The organism is Chryseobacterium salviniae (genome assembly GCF_035819015.1).
GTDB classification, from domain to species: domain Bacteria; phylum Bacteroidota; class Bacteroidia; order Flavobacteriales; family Weeksellaceae; genus Chryseobacterium; species Chryseobacterium salviniae.
On record NZ_JAYLAA010000042.1, the window covers coordinates 29,235 to 53,248 of the forward strand.

A 24,014-nucleotide genomic window follows, 5' to 3' on the forward strand; every position below is an offset into this window, starting at 1 on the left:
AAAGATTCGTGCAATCCGTGTTTACATTATTTAGAATTCAAATCCTGCGCAATCAGCCACGCTTCACTCCAGCACGCCTGAAAATTAAAGCCTCCGGTTACGGCATCAATGTTCAGGACTTCTCCGGCAATGTAAAAATTAGGTAAAATTTTAGAGGACATATTTTTAAAGTTAATTTCTTTTAAATCAACGCCTCCGGCCGTTACAAACTCATCTTTAAACGTTGATTTTCCGGTGACCTGAAATTTCTTTTTGCAGAGATTTTCAATCATTCTGTCCATTTCTTTCTTCGAAATATTAGCTGCCTGTTTATTAAAATCAATGTTTGATACTTCCAGGATTTTTTGCCAGAAACGATTCGTTATATCAAAAATTTTCGACTGTCCGATTGTTTTTTTTGGGTTGGATTGCTTGAATTGCTGAAATAATTCTTCCGCATCATCAATTGATCTTGAAATAAAATTAACCTCAATTTCGAAATTATATTTCATCTTCGCCAGATTAACCGCTTCCCATGCAGAAATTTTAAGAATCGCAGGCCCGGAAAGGCCCCAATGTGTTATCAGCAGCGGGCCGCTTTCTTCAGTTTTTAATTTTGGAATGGAAGTTTCTGCCATTTCAAAGCTTGTTCCCGCCAAATCCTTCAACAAATCATCTTTAATATTAAAAGTAAATAATGAAGGAACTAAATCAACAATTTTGTGCCCTAAATTTTGAATTATCTTTAAAGACTTTGGAGAACTTCCCGTAGTATAAATAACATAATCTGCCTCAAAATCACCCAGACTGGTTTTTACCACATATTTTTCATCCTGTTTTTCAATTTCTTTAACGGAGCATTTGGTTTTAACTTCAACATTTTTGTTTCGAATTTCTTCCAGCATCGCGTTTATAATTGTTTGCGACGAATTGCTTTCCGGGAAAACACGGTTGTCATTTTCAATCTTTAACGAAACTTTTCGGTTTTCAAACCACTCCATTGTATCTCCCGGCTGAAAACGGGTGAAGACACTCAGTAATTCCTTATTGCCACGCGGATAAAACTGCACCAGTTCTCTCGGGTCAAAACAGGCATGGGTGACATTGCAGCGGCCTCCTCCCGAAATCTTGACCTTCTGGAGAACATCCGAATTCTGTTCGAGAATAGTGATCTTATACTGCGTTGCGTCAAGGTTGGCAGCGCAAAAAAATCCTGCGGCGCCGCCCCCGATAATGATGATTTGTTTCATATTCCTTGTAATCCTATGCTCAGGATTATTTTTGCAAAACTACAATTTTTATAAACCATCTTATTTGAGTAATTTTGAGGAATGTAATATTTCATTTTTAAAAGTGAAAATTATTAACCGTAAAAGCCGTCAGAATGAGTCAATCTTTAATAAAATGGCACGGTTAATTAAATTAAGTTCATCTTATAAAGAAAGTTTAAATGATATTCTACCACAAATTCGAAGTACGCTGGAGCGATCTTGACGCCAATAAACATTTAGCCAATTCATCCTATGTACAATACTGTGCACAGGCAAGAATGGCATTTATGACCAAAGAAAAAATGGGTGTCACCCAATTGAGCAGATGGGGAATCGGGCCGGTGATCCTTCATGAACGCTATTCGTTTTTTAAAGAAATTTATGCCGATCAGACGGTAATTGTAAGCGTGGAAATCGACGGATGTTCAGAAGATTCTTCCATCTACAGATTTCTTCATAAGTTTTATACGCCAGATGGAGTGCATTGTGCAACTTCCGAAGCCACAGGAGTCTGGATCGATATGATGCTCAGAAAAATGACAACTCCGCCGGATGATGTTGTGGAAGCGATGAACAAATATAAAACTCCGGACACGGTTGTGCTCTCGAAAGAGGATTTTAAAAAATTCCCTTTCCATCCGCATAATATTGATCCGGCTGAATTTACGGTTTAAAGTTTTGAGTGTAAAATTTAAAATTACTCACTATTCATTACTTATATTAAAAATATGTTTGAAGATAAATCACAGGAATTGACACCGATCTCTAAATTAGGAGAATTTGGGTTGATAAAACACCTTACCGAACAGTTTTCTATTTCTAACAGCTCCTCAGAGCTTGGAGTAGGGGATGATGCGGCAATTATTAATCCTGAAAACAAAAAAGTAGTTCTTACAACAGATGTGCTGGCTGAAGGCGTGCATTTCAATTTGGGATATGTCCCATTAAAGCATTTGGGTTATAAAGCAGTTGTCGTAAACCTGAGCGATATTGCAGCGATGAATGCGACACCAACTCAGATTCTTGTTTCGCTTGCCGTTTCCAATCGGTTTCCGGTGGAAGCATTAGAGGAAATTTATTCCGGAATTCAGGCAGCATGCGCAAGATACAAAATTGACTTAATTGGTGGAGATACAACGAGTTCCAACGCTGGCCTTGTCATGAGCATCACCGCAATCGGAATGGAGAATAATGAAAATTTGGTGAAAAGAAGCGGTGCAAAACCAAATGATCTTTTAGTGGTAACCGGAGATTTGGGGGGCGCTTACATGGGCCTCCAGATCCTGGAAAGGGAACATGCTGTTTTCTTAGCCAATCCGAATATGCAGCCTGAAATGGAAGGCTACGATTATATTCTTGAAAGACAGCTGAAGCCGGAAGCAAGAACCGATGTAAAGGGCATTTTGGAGCAGCTGGATATCAAGCCGACTTCTATGATCGATATTTCGGATGGGCTGGCTTCAGAGATTCTTCACCTTTCGGATCAGTCCGGAGTGGGATTCAGATTGTACGAAGAGAAAATTCCGATGGACAGCCTTACGATTTCCACGGCAGATGAATTTAATTTAAATCCTGTGGTAACGGCTTTAAGCGGAGGAGAAGACTATGAATTGCTGTTCACCATTTCTGCGAAAGATTTTGATAAAATTAAAAATCATCCGGACTTTACCATCATTGGTCATGCTGTTGAAAAAGAAGACGGAAATTTTATGGTGGCAAGAGGATCAAATCAATTGGTTGCCTTGACGGCGCAGGGTTGGGATGCTTTTTTAAACTCAAACTAGCATGCTGACTTTTACAGTACTCCCACTTTAATTGTTATTACATTTTTAATAGTCACCCTCTATAGGCATTATGTTAAAAAACAGCATCAAAACTTAAAAGATACATTCAGGGTTGCTTTATTTTTTGCTGCTGTCTGGGCTTTGATCTATTATTGGGTTTTTAGCTGAAACATAGTAAATATCAGATTTAAAGCTCTTATAAATAAAAAACTTTGTCAAAGTTCTGAACTTTGACAAAGTTGATTCTGGTTAAAATATTCTGGTATTTTACGCCTTTACGATATTAATGATTACTTCCATCGCTTTCTCCATACTTTCCAGAGCCACATACTCATACGGTCCGTGGAAATTGATTCCCCCCGCAAAAATATTCGGACAAGGAAGTCCCATGTAAGACAACTGTGCACCGTCTGTCCCTCCTCGGATGGCTTTGATTTTCGGTTCAATTCCTGCTTCTTTCATGGCTGCTGCTGCACGGTCGATGATGTACATTTTGCCTTCAAACTGCTGCTTCATGTTTCTGTATTGCTCTTTAATTTCAATTTCCGCAGTGCCCTCACCGTGTTTTTGATTAAATTCAGCAACTTTTTCTTCCATGACTTTCTTTCTTGCCTCAAATTTGTCGGCATCGTGATCTCGGATGATGTATTGAAGTTTAGCTTCGGAAATATCTGCGTTTAAATCCATTAAATGATAAAAGCCGTCAAATCCTTTTGTTGTTGCCGGAGTCTCGTTTGCAGGAAGCATTTGGACAAATTCGGAAGCTAATAAAGCCGCATTTACCATTTTACCGTAAGCATAACCAGGATGTACACTCAGTCCATGGATTTTTACCACTGCTCCTGCTGCATTGAAGTTTTCATATTCCAGTTCTCCAACTTCACCGCCATCCATCGTATAGGCAAATTCTGCCCCGAATTTTTCCACATCAAATTTGTGAGCTCCTCTTCCTATTTCTTCATCAGGCGTAAATCCTACGGCAATTCTTCCATGCTTGATTTCAGGATGCGCAATTAAATATTCCGCAGCGGTTACAATTTCCGCACAGCCGGCTTTGTCATCTGCTCCTAATAACGTATTTCCGTCCGTCGTAATCAACGTCTGGCCGATGTATTTTTTTAAGCTTTCAAATTTTGAAGGGGATAAGGTAAACCCGGTTGTCCGGTTTAAAACAAGATCACTTCCGTCATAGTTTTCCCAAACCTGAGGCTTTACATTTTCTCCGCTGAAATCCGGGGAAGTGTCATAATGCGAAATAAATCCTATAGTGGGTTGGTCATTATTTTCAAGATTTGAAGGAACATAACCCATGATATACCCATTTCCATCGATAGATACCTCTTCAAGACCAATTGTTTTCAGTTCTTCAGCAATATAGTTGGCGATATTCCACTGTCTTTCCGTAGAAGGAGTGGTTTCACTTTCGGCATCGCTGGTTGAATATATTTTAACATACGTAAGAAAACGGTTCAGTAACTTTTCTTTCCATAGCGGGTTGAATTCTATTGCGCTCATTATTCATATAAATTTGTGGGCAAAGTTAACGAATTTACGGCTCAGAATAGGTTATTTGTAAGCTGATATCCCTAATCGAAATTATAAATGATATATAAATATTTGAGAATCAAAATAATGGTAGATTTGTTTGTGAAGAAATTAAATAGTTTAGTTTTATTATATTTGAGCAAATCTAAAAGTATAAAATGTTCCTTACTGAATGTCCGCGCGATGCCATGCAGGGTTGGGGAGAATTCATCCCCACAGATAAAAAAATAGATTATATCAATTCCCTGATGGATGTTGGTTTTGATGTGCTGGATTGCCTGAGCTTTGTTTCTCCGAAAGCAATTCCGCAGATGGCCGACTCTGCCGAAGTTGCGGAGAATATTGATAAATCCAGATCCAATACGAAAGTTTCTGCCATTATCGGGAATTACCGCGGTGCCGAAAAAGCCCTGAAACACCAATCAGTAGATATTATAGGGTTTCCGTTTTCTATTTCTGAAACTTTTCAGCACAGGAATACCAATAAGAGCCAGGAAGAAGCTTTTAACGAAATTATCAGAATGCTGGAACTGGTAAAAAGTGAAAATAAACAGCTTAATATCTATTTTTCAATGGCTTTTGGAAATCCTTACGGAGAGATGTGGAAATGGGAAGATGTTGATTTCTGGGCGCAGCGCTTTTCGGAAATAGGAATTAAAGATATTTTACTTTCTGATACTACTGGAGTTGCAACGCCGGAAACCATCACGCTTTTGTTTGAAAAGATCCCTGCAAAATATCCGGAGATCAATTTCGGAGGACATTTTCATAACCGTTATGAAGATTCTTATTCTAAATTAAAAGCGGCATACGACAAGGGCTGCAGAAGGTTCGACAGTGCCATTAAAGGAATTGGTGGCTGTCCGATGGCGAAAGATGATTTGGTGGGAAATATGCCTACTGAACAGGTAATCAACTTCATGAGCGTAGAAAAAGCAGAACACAAACTGAACCTGTTGAATTTTGAAAGCGCCTATAATAAAGCAAAGGATATTTTCCATTTTTAAATGACAAATATTTTAATCATTTGTGAGGAAATCATTCTTGTCGAAGATTTCTAATAAATTAAAAATTAATTGGGGCGGGCTTTAGCCCGCCTTACTATTCAGAACTAATTGGCTTTAGCCTAAACTTAATTTTAAAATAAATTAAAAAAATGTCACCCATCATCTCACCATCCGAATTAAAAAATCTTCCTACAGAAAACCTTATTATTCTTGATGCAAGAGTGGGAAAAGATGTTTACCAAAATTATCTGAATAAGCATATTAAGGGAGCAAGGTTTATTGATCTCGATAAGGATCTTGCCGAAATTGGTGAAGACGCTGCGTTCGGAGGAAGACATCCGCTTCCGGATATTAAAAGATTTGCAGAAACGCTTTCCGGCCTTGGAATCACAGAGAATACACACATTGTCATTTATGATGACAAAAACGGGGCTAATGCTGCCACAAGAGCCTGGTGGATGCTGAAAGCTTTCGGACTTGTAAAGGTGCAGGTTTTGGACGGCGGTTTTCAGAACGCTGAAAAACAGGGTGTTGAGTTTTCTTCCGGTGAAGAGACTTTTGAAAGGTCTGAAATCATTAAAAGAGAAAAATGGTTTCTTCCAATTTCAACCTTGGAAGATGTTGATAATGAATTGATAAAAAATGATTCAACGGTAATAGATGTTCGGGATGCGTACCGTTACAGAGGAGAATCTGAGCCGATAGATCTCGTTGCCGGGCATATTCCGGGGGCCATCAATATTCCGTTCTCGGAAAATCTTGATGAAAACGGCAATTTCCTTTCACCTGAAATTTTAAAGGAAAAATATTCAAAATTATTGGAAGGTAAATCTGAAAATCTAATCATTCACTGCGGTTCCGGGGTGACGGCCTGTCATACGATTTTAGCTTTGCATCATGCCGGTTTTGATATCCCGTCTCTGTATGTAGGTTCCTGGAGCGAATGGAGCAGAAGGGAAGGAAAAGAAATTGCAAGGGAAATATAAAAACTTTCACAGAGAAACTCTGTGAAAGCTTAAGGTTAATTAAACGTTATCCGTTTTTATTTTGCAACACCCAAAGCGGCAAAATAATTTTTAAACGCATTGATTTCCAGTGCAAAAACGCCATCGTTTCCAATCATGTTAATCGGTCTCCAGAAACTTCCGTCGAAAAAGCTGATCAGTCCCTGGTAAGAATTTAAACCGTTTGGTTCTGTAACGCCCCATGGATTTCTAAGAATAATATAATTTTTGTTATTGAATGTAGACCATCCCAAAACGGTATAGGCATGGTTCCCTACGATATTGGATCCGGTATAATCTTTTCCGGAGCCGTACGTCCATGCAACCATCGGATTAAAAGTTTTATAGCTCATTGAATTTTCCCTTACCACTCCGAAAAGCTCAAGCGCAGTTCTTGATGAGGTATTATAATAATAGGGTGTCTTGTTGGTAAGCTGTGCAATAGCCTTTGCCGGATCTCCGTAAGCAGTTTGGGTAATGTCCGGCTTGTCATGATTTACATTTGTAATCCATTTTGCAAAAGCTTTTTCATAAACGGCTGGCCAAATTTCTCCTGCATCATTGCTTCTGCAGTAAACAGGGTTATTGGAAGCATTAATGATTGTGTTGTCAGTCACTTCTACAAGTTTTGTTGCGGCATCTTTTCCCCCGCCTTTTGTAAAGAACTGAATCGCATTGGTGCGGTCGGTTTCTCCCGTTCCGGTGGCTCTTACTTTATGCTCAATCATATAAGGTGTTGCCCATGCAATTGCTGAAATTGCGGCAATGAAATAGCAGTTTCCTACCGCGCCTTGAATCGGGTCGTTATATTCGGTAACATCATTGAAGAAATTTCCTCTGTCGCTCCAAGCTGTTCCTGCCGGTGTCCATCCGTTTGCATTTCCCTGTCCGAAAATAATGTTTTTAATGGAAGGAGAAATCAGCTTGTTATTGATGGTATTATTAAGCTTCGGGATATTCAGTACCATTTTTACATCGCCTTTGTCCAGCCTTGCATTTTTTACGGAAATAGCATTAAGGTCTTTGATACCGGTATTGGAAAGGTCATTAAGTGTTTTGATATTGGAGAGGTTTACAGATTCGAGCTTATCAGTTGCTCTTACTTTAATTTCGTCAGATTTCAGGGCGCGTACGGTGTTGTCTTTAGCAAGTTCCAATCCTGCATACAAAGGAGAATTGAATTTAATGTCGAAAAGTTCCGAATAGTTGGTTTCCAGGGTTTCTTCAAGAATCTGGTAAGATTTTGCATCTTTCCAGTCGAATTTTCTTCCTGTGATGGCTTCGGTTAATGCGTAAGGATTAATGACTCCTACAAACATTTCTTTAGGTGCTTGGTCCATGATAATTGGTTTTAAAGATTAAGGTTGTTGTTAATTTGATTTTGAAAATCACTACTGTACAGTTCTAAAAAGCGGTTGAACAAAGAAATTCCGACATCATCACCAGGTTTGATGATAATTTTTTTTGAATTGACTTCGATTATCCTTTCGCTTCCTCCTACCATGGCCTGGTTTTTTTGAGAATTCTCTATTTTGTTTAATAAAGAAAGAAGCTGAAGAAAAATTTCCGTATCAAATTTCTTTTGTTCAGATACAATTATTTTCTCATCGGTGTCATATCCTTTGAAGATTTTCAGTTCGGCAATTCCGTTCTCTTCGGAAAACGTAATCTGATATCGGTACGCATACTGCGGAGGAACACTTCCGTTGTTAAATGATACGATAATGGTATTGGCTTTCATACTGTTGATTTCTGAAACCAAAGTTATAGGAGTTTGATATTCTGCGTATTAGTGGTTTTACGAAATGTGTATGGGGAAAAAACGGAAATAAAAAAAGCTGTCTCAAATGAAACAGCTATTATTTAAATAATATTAAATTCAAAAATTTTTAGCAAGCAATTAAAGCATTCCCAATTCAAATTTGGCTTCTTCACTCATCATATCTTTATTCCAGCTTGGCTCGAAGGTAAGCTCCAGGTCAACACTTTTTACGTTTTCTACTTCTGCTACCTTATCTTTTACTTCCTGAGGAAGCGTTTCGGCAACCGGACAGTTGGGCGTGGTAAGCGTCATGATAATCTTAACGTCCGCATCATCGGAAATCTGAACATCGTAAACCAGTCCCAATTCATAGATATCTACCGGAATTTCAGGGTCATATACGGTTTTTAAGACGTTGATGATCTCTTCACCAATGTCAGCAATCTGATCGTCTGTAAATTTCATTTTTTAATCTCAATTGATATACCTTTTCAACAAATCTTCCTGACGCATGCGCCGGAAAATATTCGCCAAAGTTAAGACATCTTTTTCACAATACTCTACTATTCTTTGCAAGTCTTTTTCTATGTAGTAGATTGATGAAACCATTGAGCCATCAATATCGTCTTTCGGGGTAGGAACTTGGAAGAGATGAGCCAGCAGTTCCAGGGAAACAAAACTTTTGTAATCCCCGAATTTCCAGAGTTCCATCGTATCAATATGAGGAATTTCCCAAGGCTTTTTCCCGAACATCTGAAACGGGACCGGAGGCATTATTCCGTTAATAAGAAACCTTCTCGCAATCCAGGGAAAATCAAATTCTTTTCCGTTGTGGGCGCACAGAATTACTTCCCGAAGCCTTTGGCTGTTGAAGATTTCGCCAAATTCCAGCAAAATCTTTTTTTCATCATGTCCTGCAAAACTTTTAATTTTTAAGGTGTCATTCTTTTCAAGCATCCCGATCGTTATGCAGATAATCTTCCCGAATTCGGCCATAATTCCTGCCTTTTCCGAATAAAAATCCTGTGCTGAAATTTCATCTTTTCTCTGGAATTTTGTTTTTTTATCCCAAAGCATCTGCTCGCTTTCAGGAAGCTCTTCCCAGGATTCTGAGCCCGGAACCGTTTCAATATCAATAAATAAAATTCTTTCTATAGGAATGTGCTGTATCATTTGTTTTTTTATTTTATCCTACCTGCATTCCGTTTTTTACCGGCAATGATGGCGTTAGTAAAGTAACCTCTGTTTTGTCTTCTCCATAAACGCCCAGAACAAGGCATTCACTGAAGAAATTGGCAATCTGCTTTTTAGGGAAATTAACAACCGCAAGAACCTGTAACCCGATTAATTCTTCCTTCTTATAGAATGAAGTTATTTGTGCAGACGATTTTTTAATTCCGAGATCTCCGAAATCTATTTCCAGCTGGTAAGAAGGGTTTCTGGCTTTTTCGAAATCATTTGCCGAAAGTATAGTTCCGCATCTGATATCAATTTTTTCAAAATCTGCCCATGAGATTTCAGGTTTAATGGTCATGATGTATTGATTTATTATTTTGTTTCAGCTTTTCTAACAAAAGTATTAAAATAAAGAAACTTACAGCATATTGCAAATAAAATTTTATGGCTAAAAATCAGGTGGTTAAATATTTTTTAAATTTTTTTTGTGATTTCCGTGCAAGATTTATCCAAAACCGGAATTTATAGAATGAGTACTCAATGATAATGTTTAATACTAAAATTTAAGATAATGAAGATAAAAAAAGTACTTCGTTTCCTGATGCTTGCTGCAATTGCCGTAACAGGAATGTCAGTAGTATCCTGTATGGATGATGAATATATGCCTGTTCCCGTAAAACTGAGTGATGTGAACGGCAACTACAGAGCCCGACTGATAACTTCACAGGGAGTAAAAAGCAATGAAAAAATCATTGATTTTAATGCTAAAGACAGCCTGATTACTTTTAAAGATTTTCCGGCGGGAGAGATCGTAAAAACGATTATAACAGATCCTGCGAAAGCTGATACGGTTTTAGCCCATCTTGGAAAAGTGGAATACACAATAAAATTTAAATCCAAGCTGAATATTGATCAAAATGTGGTAGAACTTGCTTTAGAACCTCAGGTTATGGCATTTCAGATTCCTGTAGGAGGAGTAACAAAAAGTGTTGCTGTGAAAATGACAGCCAAGCAGAAAGGATTTTATGTGGGATATGATAATTCATTGAGATTTGTTTGGGAGGCAGAAAAAATAACCGTTGGAGGAACAGATGTCGCTCCTTATCAGGTGATAAAGTATGAAGTTCCGATTAGTATAAAAAAGTAAATAGTAGTTTTTCCAGATAGGCACGCTTCAAATTGAGGCAGCCTATCTTTGTATTATGTTAAATGATGGCGAACCGGCAGGAATGTCATAAAAATCAATGAGAGAAAACAACGAACAAATTTTGGTAAGCCGCCTTTTACAGAAAGAAGAAGCGGCCTGGAAAGAGCTTTTTGAAGCTCATTCAGGAAGTCTTGCCTATGTATGTTCGAGATATATCATTGATCGGGATGAGGTAAATGATGTTTTACAAAACAGCTTCATTAAAATGTTTCGTTCCATAGATTCCTTTGAATACCGGGGAAATGGTTCCCTGAAAGCCTGGATCACCAGAATTGCAGTCAATGAATCATTACAGCATATTAAGCAAAATTCAGATTTTAAAATAATAGCTGATGAAAATGATATTGCGGATATTGAAATGGAAGAAGAACCGGACCTGGAAGAAATTTCACAACAGGAAATCATGGAAATGATCCGTGCGCTTCCCGATGGTTACAGAACGGTTTTTAACCTTTTTGTTTTTGAAGAAAAAAGCCATAAAGAGATAGCTGAAATACTGGGAATTGCAGAAAACTCTTCCGCATCACAGTTTCACAGGGCCAAATCAATGCTTGCCCGGAAAATAAAAGAATATAAAATGTCTAAAACAGCGCAATATGAATAATGATTGGTTAAATGATCTGCGCATGAAAATGGAGGATCACACAGAAGATATTCCTGATGGATTGTGGAGAAATATCAGGGAAGAATTATTTGTGGAAGATGAGACCGAGAAAATTCCCGGTCCCGTTCCGAACGGCCTCAAAGCGCAGAAGGCTGTTATTGAGTTTAACCGGCCGCTAATGTATCGTATTGTAGGTGTTGCAGCGGCAGTTATTCTATTCTTGATTCTGGGCGGGTTATTTGATTTTACCGGAAAAAGACATAAACCAGAATTTAAAAAGCAATATACTGCAAGAGAAGATTTTAAGAACGAAAATATTACTAAACCAACCAATTCTCATTCAATTGAAGAAATTGATAAACAGTTGTTTAGCTCTAAACAAAAAGGATTGAAAAAGGGAAATTCAATACATGAATATTTTAAAGATTATTTACCGACAATGAAACTTTCATCAGGGATTTATCAGGTTAGCAAATCAGAAATTAACCTCCAAAATAAAACTTTCTCTGAAAACCAATTAGCTCAAAAAGAAGATGCCGAAACCGTTTCGGAAAATCCTTTTGTTGAAGAGAAAGAGAAGAGTATACTCCTGACAAAAGAAGAAAGAAAAATGAAAGAGGAAGCTGAGAAAACGAAGAAATTGGCTTTCAACAAAATTAAAAGAAACTGGATGCTTGGTTTCGGAACGGCCAACGCCTCTTCGGGTTCTTCCGATCAGTTTCCGGGTTACGCCACACTCACTGGAGCCACGCCAACTCTTCCTGAAATCTGGAGTCTCGGATCCGGTGAAGATCCGCTAATGTCCATTCTTTTGGCCAATCAGGATAAAAAGGTGGATGCCACCATTAAGCATAAAACACCCATTACTTTTGGCGTTTCTGTTTATAAAAATGTAGGAAAAAAATGGAGCATCGGAACTGGGATCAATTATACCAGGCTTTCGGCAGAGCTAACCTCCGGAAGCCAGTCGGATTTCATCAGCAGTGAGCAGAATATTCATTATGTGGGAATTCCGGTTCAGGTAAATTACAATATTATTCAGAAAGGAGCTTTTACAGGCTATGTAACAGCTGGAGGCACTATTGAAAAGGCAGTTTCCGGCAATATTAAGACGAAATATATTGTAGATGGAACAGTCAAGCAGGATACAAAAGAAGAAATCCGAGAAAAGCCGATTCAGGTTTCGGTGAATTCGGCTGCAGGTGTTCAGCTCAGAGTGGTAAAAAATATCGGGATTTTTGCAGAACCGGGAATTGGGTACCATTTTAAAGACAACAGTTCGCTCAAAACCATTTATAAAGAAAAACCGCTAAATTTTAATGTAAAGTTCGGAGTAAGAATAGTAGTGGATTAAAATTTCAAATCACAAAATAATTATATATGAAAACAAAACTAATTTTTTTAAGCTTTTTATTGTTAATTTTTTTTCAGCTGAAAGCACAGCAATGCACCCCGGAAATTACCAGTCCGAGACTAGGAGCCATGTTTGCCGAAAAAATTCTTTTCTGCAATACGGAGACAGAAACCCTTTCCACTACCCAGACGTACGGAACGTATCAATGGTACAAACAGCAGTGGGACTGGCAAACGCCGAATAACAATCCGTGGGTAGCCATTCCCGGAGCTACCTCTCAGACGTTAACCATCAACGGAAATGATGACATGCTGTATTATTTCAAGGTTGAGGTAACGCAGAATGACTGTACGGCACAAAGCGCGCCGGTTCTTGCAGACGGCTATGCATATGGCCTTCCATTTATGATGGCAGACTTCCAGCCGGGAACTTTTGAAGAAACCGCACCTGGAGTGTATAATGTGTGTGATGGTGCTTCGGTACAGCTTAATGATGGTTTTCCACAGCTTTACGGCATCCATACATGGTTTAAATGTATTCCGGGAAGCAATCCTCCGTCGCCTTCAGATCCTTGTATCATTCCCGGTGAAACAGGAGATTCTTATACCGCAACCAGTTCGGGAACTTTCGGATTTTATGCCTGTACGGAATATTGTCCGGATCAGTGCGAGATGCTGGGGGATTTTGCTTTCATTACCTTAAATTTCGGAACCTACAGCTTCTGCTCCAATCTCGGGACGGGAGAAATCAAACCGGAGGAAAATAACCTTAGCGTTTATCCGAATCCAGCATCCCAGGTTATTTATATCGGAAAAGAATCTGATAATAAATATCCTGAAGTTTCCATCATCGATATGTCCGGAAAACTGATCCTGCAAAAAAAGAATCACCAATTCTTTGAAGCTATAGATGTAAGTGCAATTGTCCCGGGAACCTACATTATTATATCTAAATCTGCGGAAGGTAAAGTGTATAAAAATAAGTTCATCAAGAAGTAATTTTTTGAGATATTTTGGATTTAATTTGATTGAAAGGCCCGGAGTTGATTCCGGGCTTTTCTTTTAGAAAAAATATTTTATTTTTGCATCAAAACACAGACGATGCTGATTAAAATTTACGGAAGTGCAATACACGGCGTCTCGGCGCAAACCATTACGATTGAAGTTAATGTAGACACCGGAGGAGTAGGCTATCACCTGGTAGGGCTTCCCGATAATGCCATTAAAGAAAGCAGCTACAGGATTTCTGCCGCGCTGAAAAATGTAGGCTATAAAATTCCCGGAAAGAAAATTACTATCAATATGGCACCTGCCGATCTTCGTAAGGAGGGTGCTGCATACGATCTCAGCATTGCCATCGGAATTCTTGCTGCCTCCGACCAGATTCTTGCCGAAAATATTCAGGACTATATCATTATGGGAGAGCTTTCTCTCGACGGAACCTTACAGCCGGTGAAAGGCGTTTTGCCGATTGCCATACAGGCGAGAGAAGAAGGATTTAAAGGAATCATTCTTCCAAAGCAGAATACACGTGAGGCTGCTATTGTAAATAATCTCGATGTTTTTGCCGCCGAAAATATAAAAGAAGTGATTGATTTTTTTAACGAAGGCAAACCGCTGGAGAAAATTGAAATCGATACGAGAAAAGAATTTCAGGAAAAAATTAATGACTTCCCGTTTGATTTTTCAGAAGTGAAAGGGCAGGAGACAGCCAAACGGGCAATGGAAGTTGCAGCAGCTGGCGGACACAATATTATTTTAATCGGGCCTCCCGGAAGCGGAAAAACCATGCTTGCCAAAAGAGTTCCCAGTATTTTGCCTCCGCTCAGTTTAAAAGAAGCGTTGGAAACCACAAAGATCCATTCCGTGGCGGGAAAAATGGGAACGGAAACTTCACTGATGACGGTTCGGCCGTTCCGTGCACCGCATCATACGATTTCTGATGTAGCACTTGTAGGTGGTGGTGGCTATCCGCAGCCCGGAGAGATCTCTCTTGCACACAATGGCGTATTGTTTCTGGATGAAATGCCGGAATTTAAAAGAACCGTGCTGGAAGTGATGCGGCAGCCTCTGGAAGACCGGGAAGTGACAATTTCCAGAGCTAAATTTACGGTTAATTATCCCGCAAGTTTTATGCTGGTCGCTTCGATGAATCCCAGTCCGAGCGGATTTTTCCCTGATGATCCCAATAATACTTCTTCCGTTTACGAAATGCAGCGGTATATGAATAAGCTTTCCGGGCCGCTTCTGGATAGGATTGATATTCATATTGAAGTGCAGAAAGTGGAATTTGAACAGTTAGCGGAAAGAAGAAAAGGTGAAAAAAGTGAGGATATCAGAAAACGTGTTTTGGTAGCCAGAGAAATTCAAAGAGAACGCTATAAAGATTTGAAAATAAGCTATAATGCACAGATTGGTCCCAAAGAAATTGAACAGTACTGTAATCTGGATGAAACGTCATTTAGCCTCATCAAAACCGCCATGGAAAAGCTTAATCTTTCGGCAAGAGCCTACGACCGTATCCTTAAAGTAGCCCGAACGATTGCAGATTTGGAAGAATCTGAAAACATCCTTTCGTATCACGTCTCGGAAGCGATACAGTACAGGAGTTTGGATCGGGAGTTTTGGAATGGGTGATTGTTTTTCCTTCTTATTTTATTTCTATTCATTTAATTTCAGTTATATGAAAAAACTCTTAATTATTTTCATTCTGTTGGTCAAAATATGTCATGCCCAAAATAACAGAGATAAGCGTAATTATCTTGTATATGCTGCACAAGTCAGCTTATATGACAAAAATTATAATCAATCATTAAAATACTTTACAAAAGCATTTAAATATGCTCCCGCACAAACTTCTTATGAATTGCTAACAGCAGCTTCTGTAGCATTTAAACTCAATAAAGTAAAAATCGCAGAATCATATTTAAAAGAATCAATTACTAAATATAAAGTACCATTAGAACTCATAAATACTTACCCAAAATTAGCTCCCTATAAAAATTCAAAATTAATTAAGAAAATCAACTCTTCATATGATAACCTGTTAAAAGAATATTATTTTCATCTAAAAAATATATCTGCTTATCTGGAAGTAGAGCAACTTGTTACAAAAGATCAATATGTTAGGTCTCTAACTAATTATTATCTAGGAGTTAGTGATGAAGAAGGAGGGGAAATGTTATTTAATTATATTAATGCAGTCAATAAAAAAGATTCTTCAGGTATTGAGAAATATGGAAGATATGTAAACTTTAAAGATAAAAATCTTGAAAATCTAAAGTTTAAGTTAATGGAAAATACAGATTCATTAAATATGCAAAAATATATTGATATCACAAAAAGATACGGATATTTTGAAAATGGTTGAATACTGCTTTGGCATCATAGAGGAACATATAATGAAAGTAACTTTGTCTGGAATTTTTTCAAGCCTTATCTTAATTCTGAAATTGAAAAGGGAAATTTGGATAGAGATTTTTTTGTTGCGTTTGAAGACGATTACCATATATCAAAAAAAGGGAAACAAAGATATGGTGCTGAAGCACAATACGATATATATCCTGTCGAAGATATTAAGAATGTAGATTTGCTTAGGGAAAAAGTTGGACTTCCACCGCTTTATTATGATAAAATAATATATGATATAGATATTCCCAAGGATTATGTGATAGATGAGAAAAAATTTCGTGATTCCATTTTTTCAAAAGTTAAATCTTTATGATAAAAATAATCACAGAAGAATTAGACATTACTTCAGATTTAATTATTGAATGGATTTTGTCATTAATCAACCCATCTAAAAACTGATACTCGACAAAAAAGACTGCTTGGAGGCAGTCATATTATTCTAATTCAATAGGGTTATAAGGTAGAGGATTAGACTTTACAGACATTTGAGAACCGTCAATATTATAAGCTTTGCCATGAAAAAATCCAGGATTATCATGATATGATTGTAAAACCTTTCTAAATTTATCTCTTGTTACTTTATAGATACTTTTGTCATTTCGAACATAAATATCATTTGGTTGTTGGTTTACAGCAACTGCTTCAAACTGGAAATGTTTCTTATCATCTTCAATTGCAAGGATCAGACCCGGTAATCCTCCAAATACGTAAGGTCCATTATTAACAGGAATCTTATCAGTGTACCAAGCAGTATATTCCCGACCTCTATATTGTGTTTTTGCCTTTTTACATTCATACCCCAAAATTATTTTCTTTTCTCCACCCATATTCCATTTAAAAACAGGTATTTTCTCTTCGTATTGATATCTATCTTTGGCCTTATCCTGAACAATCAAACTATCGGTAAGTTTATTTTTAAAAACAACACTGGTCCATATTTCTTTCACTTTAAGAAGTTGATTGATTTCTTTCCCCCCAATTCTTTCTTGATGACTGAATTTCTCAGTGATAGAATCTTGTTGAATACTTTTGTAATCACTAAATTTAGAATAATTATTATCCAGTTGTAAAATGCAGAGAGTTTCTTTCTTACTTTCCGGAATATCAATATTGTTAGAAAATTTTACCTGATAGTAAATATTTAAATTACTTTTACCATACGCTTTCACTTGATATTTTGGAGCCTGAAGTGTGAAATTATCAGGAAATGTAGTGTCTTGAGCTTTAGCATAGTTAAAAAGCAAAACGAAAAGAACGGGTATAAATTTAATTTTAATTAGTTTCATCAAATTTAATTTTTATCTAAAAAACAAGACGGACTGAATATCCGTCCTATTTTTTTATGCTAGAGGGTATCCACACTTTTGTAAATTAAAATAAACTACATCACTTACAAATGAATCCAAACTGCTGTAATCACTTGCCTCTAAATAATACACAGCTCCACAAGGAGATGTTACTCTAATCCAATTATAGACAGCTGCCTTAATTTTTTTAGAAGCTTTTTTACTGATAGCTTTCTTTTCAGTGTTTATTGATTTTTTGATTGTTTTTTTATCAGCGTTACCTTTTGCGCTAATAAGTCCTGCTACACTAAGAGCAGCAATAAAGAAAATTTTTTTCATCGTTAAAATTTTAAATTAATTAATTTTAGATTGCAATCTGAAAACAAATTATAAAATATTTTACTTTTTGCAATAATGAAAATTAACTTTTTATTATGTTAATTCCTAATAAGAACTAAAAAATAACCATAAATCTTATATGAATATTGCCACATTATACAAGCAAGATTTTATTCATCAACCTGAAGAGATAAAACAACAAATTTTATTTGCTTCTAAACTCCCTTCTTCCCCTCCAAAATCATCTCAATCATTTTGACCTTCCTGTTTTCCCGGGTTTCTGGCTTTTTAGCTTCGTTGATCCAGCGGATGTATTCTTTACGGTGCGTATAGCTCATTTTGTCGAAAAAAGCCTTTGCTTCGGGGTTTTCATTAAAGACGGTAAGAATATCATCGGCTATTTCCACGGTTCTTTCTTCTTTGTCTTCGGTAAGGCTGACAGAAATTTCATCTCCGAAATTCTTTCCAAGTTGTTTCCTTATTTCCTGGGTAAGGCCTAAGATGTGGCAGTCGGATTTCATTTTGGCAAGGCTTCCGCGGTATTCTACTTTGTCATCGAAAACGGCTTTGATTTTTACCTGTCCTTTTTTATTAAATAATTTTTCGGTAGAAAAAGGAAATTCTACAAAGGCGGCATTCATGGTGCCGTGCTGTTTAATAAGGGCGTTGAATTGAATCGGTTGAGGTTTCATCAGGAATAAAATTTTAGAGCTAATTTATTCATTAAAAACAAAAAAAACCGCAAAAGAAACTTTCGCGGTTTAAAAAATATATCATTAAAGATTATTTTCTTTTTCCTTTGGCTGGTGTTGCTTTAGGCATTTTTGTTTTGGTATCTGCAGGTGTGTTTTCATCTCTTACCAATTGTAACTCGTCGATCAGTCTTCTTGCACCGGCGTACTTATCAATTGTCCAAAGAACGAAACGAACGTCTACGTTAATGGTTTTCTGCCATTCCGGTTCAAAAACGATGTCTCCGCTTAATGCTTCGCTGTTTCCGTCGAAAGCGATACCGATAAGGTTTCCGTCTGCATCAATGACCGGTGAACCGGAGTTACCTCCTGTAATATCATTGTTGGAAAGGAAGTTAACCGGCATATATCCTTTAGCATCGGCGTACTGACCGAAATCTTTCAGATTATAAAGATCGATTACTCTCTGTGGAAGGTCAAATTCTTCATCCCCTTTCTTATATTTTCCTACAAGACCTGCCATATCGGTATAATAGTTTTCGGTAACACCAAAATAGTTTCTGTCTGTTCTTATTGGCAGGGTATCCACTGTTCCGTACGTAAGTCTCATCGTAGAGTTGGCATCCGGGTAGAATTTCTTTTCAGGCATTGCTTTCATTAATCCTGCTAAGAATAATCTGTTGTTTTTAGCAAAATTATCATCAATTTTCACGAATCTTTCTGCAGAAGCTCGCTGGTCTGCAACCAGCCCGTTGGCAATTTTCCAAAGCGGATCTGCATCGAGTTTTAATTTATCAGGATTCAGCACAAAATTGGTTGCTGATGTTTTGTTGGCAAAAATGGAAGAATACGCAACATTGGAAAGATTTTTCGCATCAAGTCCCATGATGGTTTCAGAAGCCACATCTTTGTTTACTCTGGTCTGGTAAAGATTAACCATAGAGTTCAGCATTTCACCTTCAAGCTTGGTGTTGATGTTTTCGTAAGCACTTTTCAAAGCGGCATCTACTTTTGGTTTCATGGCAAGTCTGCCATTCAAGTCCTGATCTGCATATGCTTTAAGCACGCTTCCTACTTGTAAAGCCAAAGAAAAGTATTTAGCATTTCTTGAAAGCTGGGACATGTACATTCTCTCAACATTTCTGTCTGAAGTCTGCTTGTAATAAATGCCGATATCTTCTAATACCGTTTCATATTCGGCAAGATTTTCCGGCTGCAATGCCCATGTTTTGAATCGCTCTTCTACTTTTTGCTTATCGGTAATGGTTCCGTTTTTAATGACGGCATCAATTGTTCCCTGTCTGTTTTTCCAGTAGTTGGCTACAGATGCATATTGAGAAGCATAGTTCAGCTGGGTTCCTTTGTCTTTATCCATGTACTTCTTCATCACGTCCATCGCTAATTTAGAAGCTTCCACCCAAGCCGGATAATCTTTGTTAACCATCTGCTGGATTCCGTAAGAAGTAAGGTAACGGTTGGTTCTTCCAGGATATCCTAAGATCATGGAGAAATCTCCGGGCTTTACTCCTTTCAAAGAAACAGGAAGGAAATGTTTAGGTTTTAACGGAATGTTGCTTGGAGAATATTCTGCGGGGTTTCCGGCAGCATCTGCGTACACTCTGAAAACCGTGAAGTCTGCAGTGTGTCTTGGCCACTCCCAGTTATCTGTATCACCCCCGAATTTCCCTAATGCGGAAGGCGGAGCACCTACCAGTCTGATATCTTTATAATCCTGGTAAACAAAATAATAAAATTCGTTTCCGTTGAAGAAATCTTTTACGACTACTGTGTACTTTCCGTTTTCAGAGTTTTCGGACTGGATCGCTTTGGTTTCAGCATCGATCACAGCTTTTCTTTCTGCAGCAGACATGTTGTTGTTGAGTTTGGAATTGATTCTTTGCGTAGCGTCATCCATTCTCACTAAGAATCTTACGTACAGATCTTTAGCATTGAATTCGTCTTTCTGTTTCATTGCCCAGAATCCGTTCTTTAAATAATCTTTTTCCGGAGTGGAAGCCGCCGCTACCGCGCCGTAACCACAGTGGTGGTTGGTGAAGATAAGGCCCTGCCCGGAAACAATTTCCCCCGTACAGAATCCTCCGAAGCTCACGATCGCATCTTTTAAGCTTGAATTGTTTACGGAATAAATTTCTTCCGGTGTAAGATGCAAGCCTTCTTTTTGCATATCGACACCATTGAGTCTTTTAACAAGCATTAACAACCACATTCCTTCGTCTGCCCTCATTTGCGCAAAACTTAAAAGGAAAGTGAATAGCAGAAGTATTCTTTTCATTGTATAAAATAATTTTTGTGTCGCTAATTTACTAATTTTTACCGTATTCTGGGCTTTGAATGGTACGAAATTGGATTTCATGTGGCTATGAAAACAATATTCGTATCGGTTTGGTGTGTTTTATTTTCAGGAATGTTGCTGAATTGTAATGCCGTAAGCAGCAATACATCGCAAAACACCGACCAGAATTCCCAGCTTCAAAGGGAGTGGATGCTTACTGCTTTCGGATCATATTCTAAATCTGATCTGATTGCGAAAAAGGCAGCAATTAATCTTACGGAAAAAGCAGAAAACGGAAAAGTTAAAGGAAGTGCCTTCATGGGCTGCAACAGTATGTTTTTTACTTCCGAATTTAAGAATAACGGCAAAGTAAAAATGTCAGAAATAGGTTCTACCCTTAAAGCCTGTCAGGATATGAAACTGGAAATGGATTTCTCCAAAGCGTTCAGGAATATAACGACATATTCTGTAAAAGGACACTCTTTGACACTTACAGACGATCAGGGAAACCGGATGGAATTTATCGCAGCCGACTGGGATTAAAAATGAAAGTTGTCTTAAAAGTTTAGATAATCTCTTATTAAGACATTCTGTTTTCAATAATAATTTCCCGGTATACTGTGTGATATCATCATTTTAATTTGCACCGAAGGAGCAATATCTGTGTAGACAATATCAGCATCTTGCAGTACCAGAACTCCTCGGGAGTTCTATTTTATCATACCACATCTGTGGCGTGTTTACAATATTCTATTGTTTTTACTGAGAATTAAACAAAAAAAAGCTGATCGAATGATGTCAGCTGTTCGGTTTTATTAAGGTCTGGAATATTTCAGTTACAAAGAGTTTTAGATTCCTGTATTTGGTTTTCCGTCATCACTTAGCTATAATTTCTAGGCATCATTTTATAAAAACCGACTCCGCTACAATATCTTAGCGGAGTCTTTTTTAATGGGAATTACTAATAGAGAACAATGATAAGCTTCACAATTATTTAAAACTCCATTAAGATCATTCCTGAAATATTCCTTTATCTTCGTCTTTTTTAAGATGCACAAAGGAATTTTCTCATTTTTAATCTTTACTTTTTCATTGTTTTCGGCGCAGAAGAAGCCTGTGCAGATTGCTTTTCTTTCAGATGTACATTTTCAGGATTTGTACGGAAGCTTTTCCGATCATGATTTTAAAGGAATTATCAATCCAAAAACAGGTAAGCCGACGATTCTCCGGACGATGGATGCGCAGCTGCATTCTACCCGGATTTTTAATGAAAACTATTTTGCCTTCCTGAAAGCGTTGGATGATATTGCCCAAAAAGGAATTAAAATTGTAGCCATGCCCGGCGATTTTTCGGATGACGGACAAGCCTACAACCTCCGGGGATTGCATCAAATCCTTTCCAAATACCATCAGCAATACGGAATTGAATTTTACATGACAACCGGCAATCACGATCCGGTAGGCCCGTTCCGAAAAGAGGGAGGAAAAGATGATTTTATGGGACAAAATGGTTATCCGCTCGGTATTTACAGTAAAGAGAACATCGGGAAGGCAAATCATAAAATAATCACCAAAGACATTGCAGAATCAGGCTATCTTGAAATTCTGAATGAATTGAAAGATTTCGGGTTTTATCCTAAAAAGAAAGATCTGTTTTGGGGAACACCTTTCACCCAATACTCACCGAAAGATTATTCCTATGAAAAAGCGTTGCAGGATGCAGATTACACCCAAAGGATATACGATGTAGCCGAAGGATTTCCTGTTCCGGATCTTAGTTACGTTGCAGAACCTGTTAAAGGAATTTGGCTGATGGCCATTGATGGCAATACGTATATTCCCCGGAATTTAAACGGGAGTTCAAAAGACCCTGAAAATTACAAGGGTGCAAGTGTGGGTTACAATAATGTACTTACCCATAAAAAGCATCTGATTGATTGGGTCAAAAGAACTATGGCCGAAGCAAAAAACAATGGCAAAACCGTCATTGCATTTACCCATTATCCCATGATTGATTTCAATGACGGAGCAACAGCGGAATTAAAAAGCCTGTTGGGAGAAAAGAAATGGCAGATGGAAAGAGTTCCGGAAGAAGAGGTTGCAAAAGCTTTTGCAGAAGCCGGTCTGCAGGTTCATTTTGCGGGACACATGCATATTAACGATACCGGAATTCGGAATATTAATGGCAGAATGCTGGTTAATGTTCAGGTTCCTTCACTGGCGGCCTATATTCCGGCATATAAAATACTTACGATTCATACTCCGGAGAAAATAGAAGTACAGACAGAAGTTTTGAATGACGTTCCGCATTTTAATGAATTGTTCCCGCTGTATGAAGCAGAATATAACGCTTTGCAGAATTCTGGAAATACAACAATCTGGAACAGGGATATCCTGAAATCAAAATCGTATCACGATTTTATGCTGTTTCATCTTAAAGAGTTGGTGCGGCTAAGATTGATTCCGGAAGATTGGCCGGAAGATTTTATTGAAAAAACAAAAAATTTCACGGGTGAAAATATTCTCTTTTTAATACAAAATAAAGAGCAGATAAAGAAAAAAAGAATCAAACCGGAACTTTTCAAAGAGTGGACTATGGAAGATCTTCTGCTGGATCTGTACAAATTCCAGTCGGCGGATGAGCTGGCCCGGAAAGATATACCCTATGAAAGGCTCAAGCAATATAAGATTCTGGAAGAGCTTTTTTCAGCATATCAGGGTCAAAATCCCCTTACTGTAACTTTCAGGAAAGTTTTTAAAATTCTTTCGCTTCTTTCCGGCGGAGATCCTGCGGATCATTATGAGATCAATCTAAAAAATAATACGCTAATGAGATTATAAAAACAGTAGAAAAAAATTATCACCTTTTGTTGGATTATTTGCTTGTTATAACTATAATTTATTTATATTTGTTGTGTAAGAAAGTTTGATAACTTTTTATACTAAATAAAAACACGATGAAAACACTGATGATGAATACGTTACACAATTGTAATTCCCTGCGTTTTGATGTGGGTTTTTTTCACGCAGATGTGGTGTTTCTTTCAGGCTGTTTACAATTGCCGGTTTTTTTTCACGAAAAATTTTTCAATTTTTACCCTGAAAATTTATTTTATATATCCTTATCAGCCGATAAGGAAAAATCTTTCGGCGGTAAAGATAGTACTGTTACCGCTACGCATATATTTTCAGCAATAAATCATTCAAGTAAAGACGAATACGATAGAAAAATCTATCCGCCAAAATCATACGAATTTATCTTCGAAGGCTTCAGCAGGGCCCCGCCGTAGAAAAACTCTTC

25 protein-coding genes are annotated in these 24,014 nt (G+C 37.7%); 14 read left to right on the forward strand and 11 right to left on the reverse strand.

Annotation, left to right across the window (positions count from 1 at the left end; translation table 11 throughout):
• Positions 1–26 precede the first annotated feature (26 nt).
• Positions 27–1,229: a BaiN/RdsA family NAD(P)/FAD-dependent oxidoreductase gene (locus SOP96_RS12490; RefSeq protein WP_326321272.1), complete on the reverse strand. Its 1,203-nt coding sequence runs from the start codon at positions 1,227–1,229 to the stop codon at positions 27–29.
• A gap of 200 nt (positions 1,230–1,429) precedes the next feature.
• Here SOP96_RS12490 and SOP96_RS12495 point away from each other — a divergent pair, with 200 nt between their 5' ends.
• Entirely contained in the window at positions 1,430–1,924 is a 495-nt protein-coding gene (locus SOP96_RS12495; RefSeq protein WP_326321273.1) for an acyl-CoA thioesterase, read from the forward strand.
• A 54-nt stretch (positions 1,925–1,978) separates the two neighbouring features.
• Positions 1,979–3,034, forward strand: coding sequence for a thiamine-phosphate kinase (gene thiL / locus SOP96_RS12500; protein WP_326321274.1), 1,056 nt, complete (start codon positions 1,979–1,981; stop codon positions 3,032–3,034).
• Between the two features lie 267 nt (positions 3,035–3,301).
• On the opposite strand, the gene pepT is transcribed toward thiL, so the two are convergent.
• A complete protein-coding gene (pepT, locus tag SOP96_RS12505) occupies positions 3,302–4,549 on the reverse strand; it encodes a peptidase T (RefSeq protein ID WP_326321275.1) in 1,248 nt (415 codons plus the stop codon).
• A gap of 188 nt (positions 4,550–4,737) precedes the next feature.
• Between pepT and SOP96_RS12510 the strand changes: the two genes are divergently transcribed.
• A complete protein-coding gene (locus SOP96_RS12510) occupies positions 4,738–5,586 on the forward strand; it encodes a hydroxymethylglutaryl-CoA lyase (RefSeq protein WP_326321276.1) in 849 nt (282 codons plus the stop codon).
• A gap of 149 nt (positions 5,587–5,735) precedes the next feature.
• On the forward strand, positions 5,736–6,572 hold the full coding sequence (locus SOP96_RS12515) for a sulfurtransferase (RefSeq protein WP_326321277.1): 837 nt from the start codon (positions 5,736–5,738) through the stop codon (positions 6,570–6,572).
• Positions 6,573–6,628: 56 nt separating this feature from the next.
• Here SOP96_RS12515 and SOP96_RS12520 read toward each other — a convergent pair whose 3' ends face one another.
• The 5 genes from SOP96_RS12520 to SOP96_RS12540 form a co-directional block, all read right to left on the reverse strand.
• A complete protein-coding gene (locus SOP96_RS12520; protein ID WP_326321278.1) occupies positions 6,629–7,930 on the reverse strand; it encodes a C2 family cysteine protease in 1,302 nt (433 codons plus the stop codon).
• An 11-nt stretch (positions 7,931–7,941) separates the two neighbouring features.
• Positions 7,942–8,331 (reverse strand): hypothetical protein, encoded by a 390-nt coding sequence (locus SOP96_RS12525; RefSeq protein ID WP_326321279.1) that lies wholly within the window; start codon positions 8,329–8,331, stop codon positions 7,942–7,944.
• Between the two features lie 159 nt (positions 8,332–8,490).
• Positions 8,491–8,817 carry an SUF system Fe-S cluster assembly protein gene (locus SOP96_RS12530; protein ID WP_029296148.1) on the reverse strand — a complete coding sequence of 109 codons (327 nt, stop codon included), beginning with the start codon at positions 8,815–8,817 and terminating at the stop codon, positions 8,491–8,493.
• Positions 8,818–8,826: 9 nt separating this feature from the next.
• Entirely contained in the window at positions 8,827–9,525 is a 699-nt protein-coding gene (locus tag SOP96_RS12535; RefSeq protein ID WP_326321280.1) for a 3'-5' exonuclease, read from the reverse strand.
• A 13-nt stretch (positions 9,526–9,538) separates the two neighbouring features.
• Positions 9,539–9,886 (reverse strand): tRNA-binding protein, encoded by a 348-nt coding sequence (locus tag SOP96_RS12540; RefSeq protein WP_326321281.1) that lies wholly within the window; start codon positions 9,884–9,886, stop codon positions 9,539–9,541.
• 213 nt (positions 9,887–10,099) lie between these two features.
• On the opposite strand from SOP96_RS12540, the gene SOP96_RS12545 reads away from it, so the two are divergent.
• The 7 genes from SOP96_RS12545 to SOP96_RS12575 all read left to right on the forward strand — a co-directional run bounded on the left by SOP96_RS12545 (position 10,100) and on the right by SOP96_RS12575 (position 16,416).
• Positions 10,100–10,675 carry a DUF4840 domain-containing protein gene (locus SOP96_RS12545; protein WP_326321282.1) on the forward strand — a complete coding sequence of 192 codons (576 nt, stop codon included), beginning with the start codon at positions 10,100–10,102 and terminating at the stop codon, positions 10,673–10,675.
• Between the two features lie 97 nt (positions 10,676–10,772).
• Positions 10,773–11,339: an RNA polymerase sigma factor gene (locus SOP96_RS12550; RefSeq protein ID WP_326321283.1), complete on the forward strand. Its 567-nt coding sequence runs from the start codon at positions 10,773–10,775 to the stop codon at positions 11,337–11,339.
• Positions 11,332–12,693 carry an outer membrane beta-barrel protein gene (locus SOP96_RS12555; protein ID WP_326321284.1) on the forward strand — a complete coding sequence of 454 codons (1,362 nt, stop codon included), beginning with the start codon at positions 11,332–11,334 and terminating at the stop codon, positions 12,691–12,693. The genes SOP96_RS12550 and SOP96_RS12555 overlap by 8 nt, the downstream gene beginning before the upstream one ends.
• Positions 12,694–12,719: 26 nt before the next feature.
• Complete coding sequence (locus SOP96_RS12560) at positions 12,720–13,691, forward strand: T9SS type A sorting domain-containing protein (protein WP_326321285.1); 972 nt, start codon at positions 12,720–12,722, stop codon at positions 13,689–13,691.
• A gap of 102 nt (positions 13,692–13,793) precedes the next feature.
• Entirely contained in the window at positions 13,794–15,329 is a 1,536-nt protein-coding gene (locus tag SOP96_RS12565; RefSeq protein ID WP_326321286.1) for a YifB family Mg chelatase-like AAA ATPase, read from the forward strand.
• A gap of 46 nt (positions 15,330–15,375) precedes the next feature.
• Positions 15,376–16,062 carry a hypothetical protein gene (locus tag SOP96_RS12570; protein ID WP_326321287.1) on the forward strand — a complete coding sequence of 229 codons (687 nt, stop codon included), beginning with the start codon at positions 15,376–15,378 and terminating at the stop codon, positions 16,060–16,062.
• A 96-nt stretch (positions 16,063–16,158) separates the two neighbouring features.
• Positions 16,159–16,416, forward strand: coding sequence for a hypothetical protein (locus SOP96_RS12575; protein WP_326321288.1), 258 nt, complete (start codon positions 16,159–16,161; stop codon positions 16,414–16,416).
• A gap of 121 nt (positions 16,417–16,537) precedes the next feature.
• On the opposite strand, the gene SOP96_RS12580 is transcribed toward SOP96_RS12575, so the two are convergent.
• The 4 genes from SOP96_RS12580 to SOP96_RS12595 all read right to left on the reverse strand — a co-directional run bounded on the left by SOP96_RS12580 (position 16,538) and on the right by SOP96_RS12595 (position 20,713).
• Positions 16,538–17,389, reverse strand: a complete 852-nt coding sequence (locus SOP96_RS12580) for a GLPGLI family protein (RefSeq protein ID WP_326321289.1) — start codon at positions 17,387–17,389, stop codon at positions 16,538–16,540.
• Between the two features lie 54 nt (positions 17,390–17,443).
• Positions 17,444–17,728 carry a hypothetical protein gene (locus SOP96_RS12585; protein WP_326321290.1) on the reverse strand — a complete coding sequence of 95 codons (285 nt, stop codon included), beginning with the start codon at positions 17,726–17,728 and terminating at the stop codon, positions 17,444–17,446.
• A 215-nt stretch (positions 17,729–17,943) separates the two neighbouring features.
• Positions 17,944–18,420, reverse strand: a complete 477-nt coding sequence (locus SOP96_RS12590; RefSeq protein WP_326321291.1) for a YdeI/OmpD-associated family protein — start codon at positions 18,418–18,420, stop codon at positions 17,944–17,946.
• A gap of 91 nt (positions 18,421–18,511) precedes the next feature.
• Complete coding sequence (locus SOP96_RS12595) at positions 18,512–20,713, reverse strand: S46 family peptidase (RefSeq protein ID WP_326321292.1); 2,202 nt, start codon at positions 20,711–20,713, stop codon at positions 18,512–18,514.
• An 87-nt stretch (positions 20,714–20,800) separates the two neighbouring features.
• Here SOP96_RS12595 and SOP96_RS12600 point away from each other — a divergent pair, with 87 nt between their 5' ends.
• The 3 genes from SOP96_RS12600 to SOP96_RS12610 all read left to right on the forward strand — a co-directional run bounded on the left by SOP96_RS12600 (position 20,801) and on the right by SOP96_RS12610 (position 24,003).
• Complete coding sequence (locus SOP96_RS12600) at positions 20,801–21,256, forward strand: META domain-containing protein (protein ID WP_326321293.1); 456 nt, start codon at positions 20,801–20,803, stop codon at positions 21,254–21,256.
• 507 nt (positions 21,257–21,763) lie between these two features.
• Complete coding sequence (locus tag SOP96_RS12605; protein ID WP_326321294.1) at positions 21,764–23,554, forward strand: metallophosphoesterase family protein; 1,791 nt, start codon at positions 21,764–21,766, stop codon at positions 23,552–23,554.
• 116 nt (positions 23,555–23,670) lie between these two features.
• On the forward strand, positions 23,671–24,003 hold the full coding sequence (locus SOP96_RS12610) for a hypothetical protein (protein ID WP_326321295.1): 333 nt from the start codon (positions 23,671–23,673) through the stop codon (positions 24,001–24,003).
• Positions 24,004–24,014: the final 11 nt, after the last annotated feature.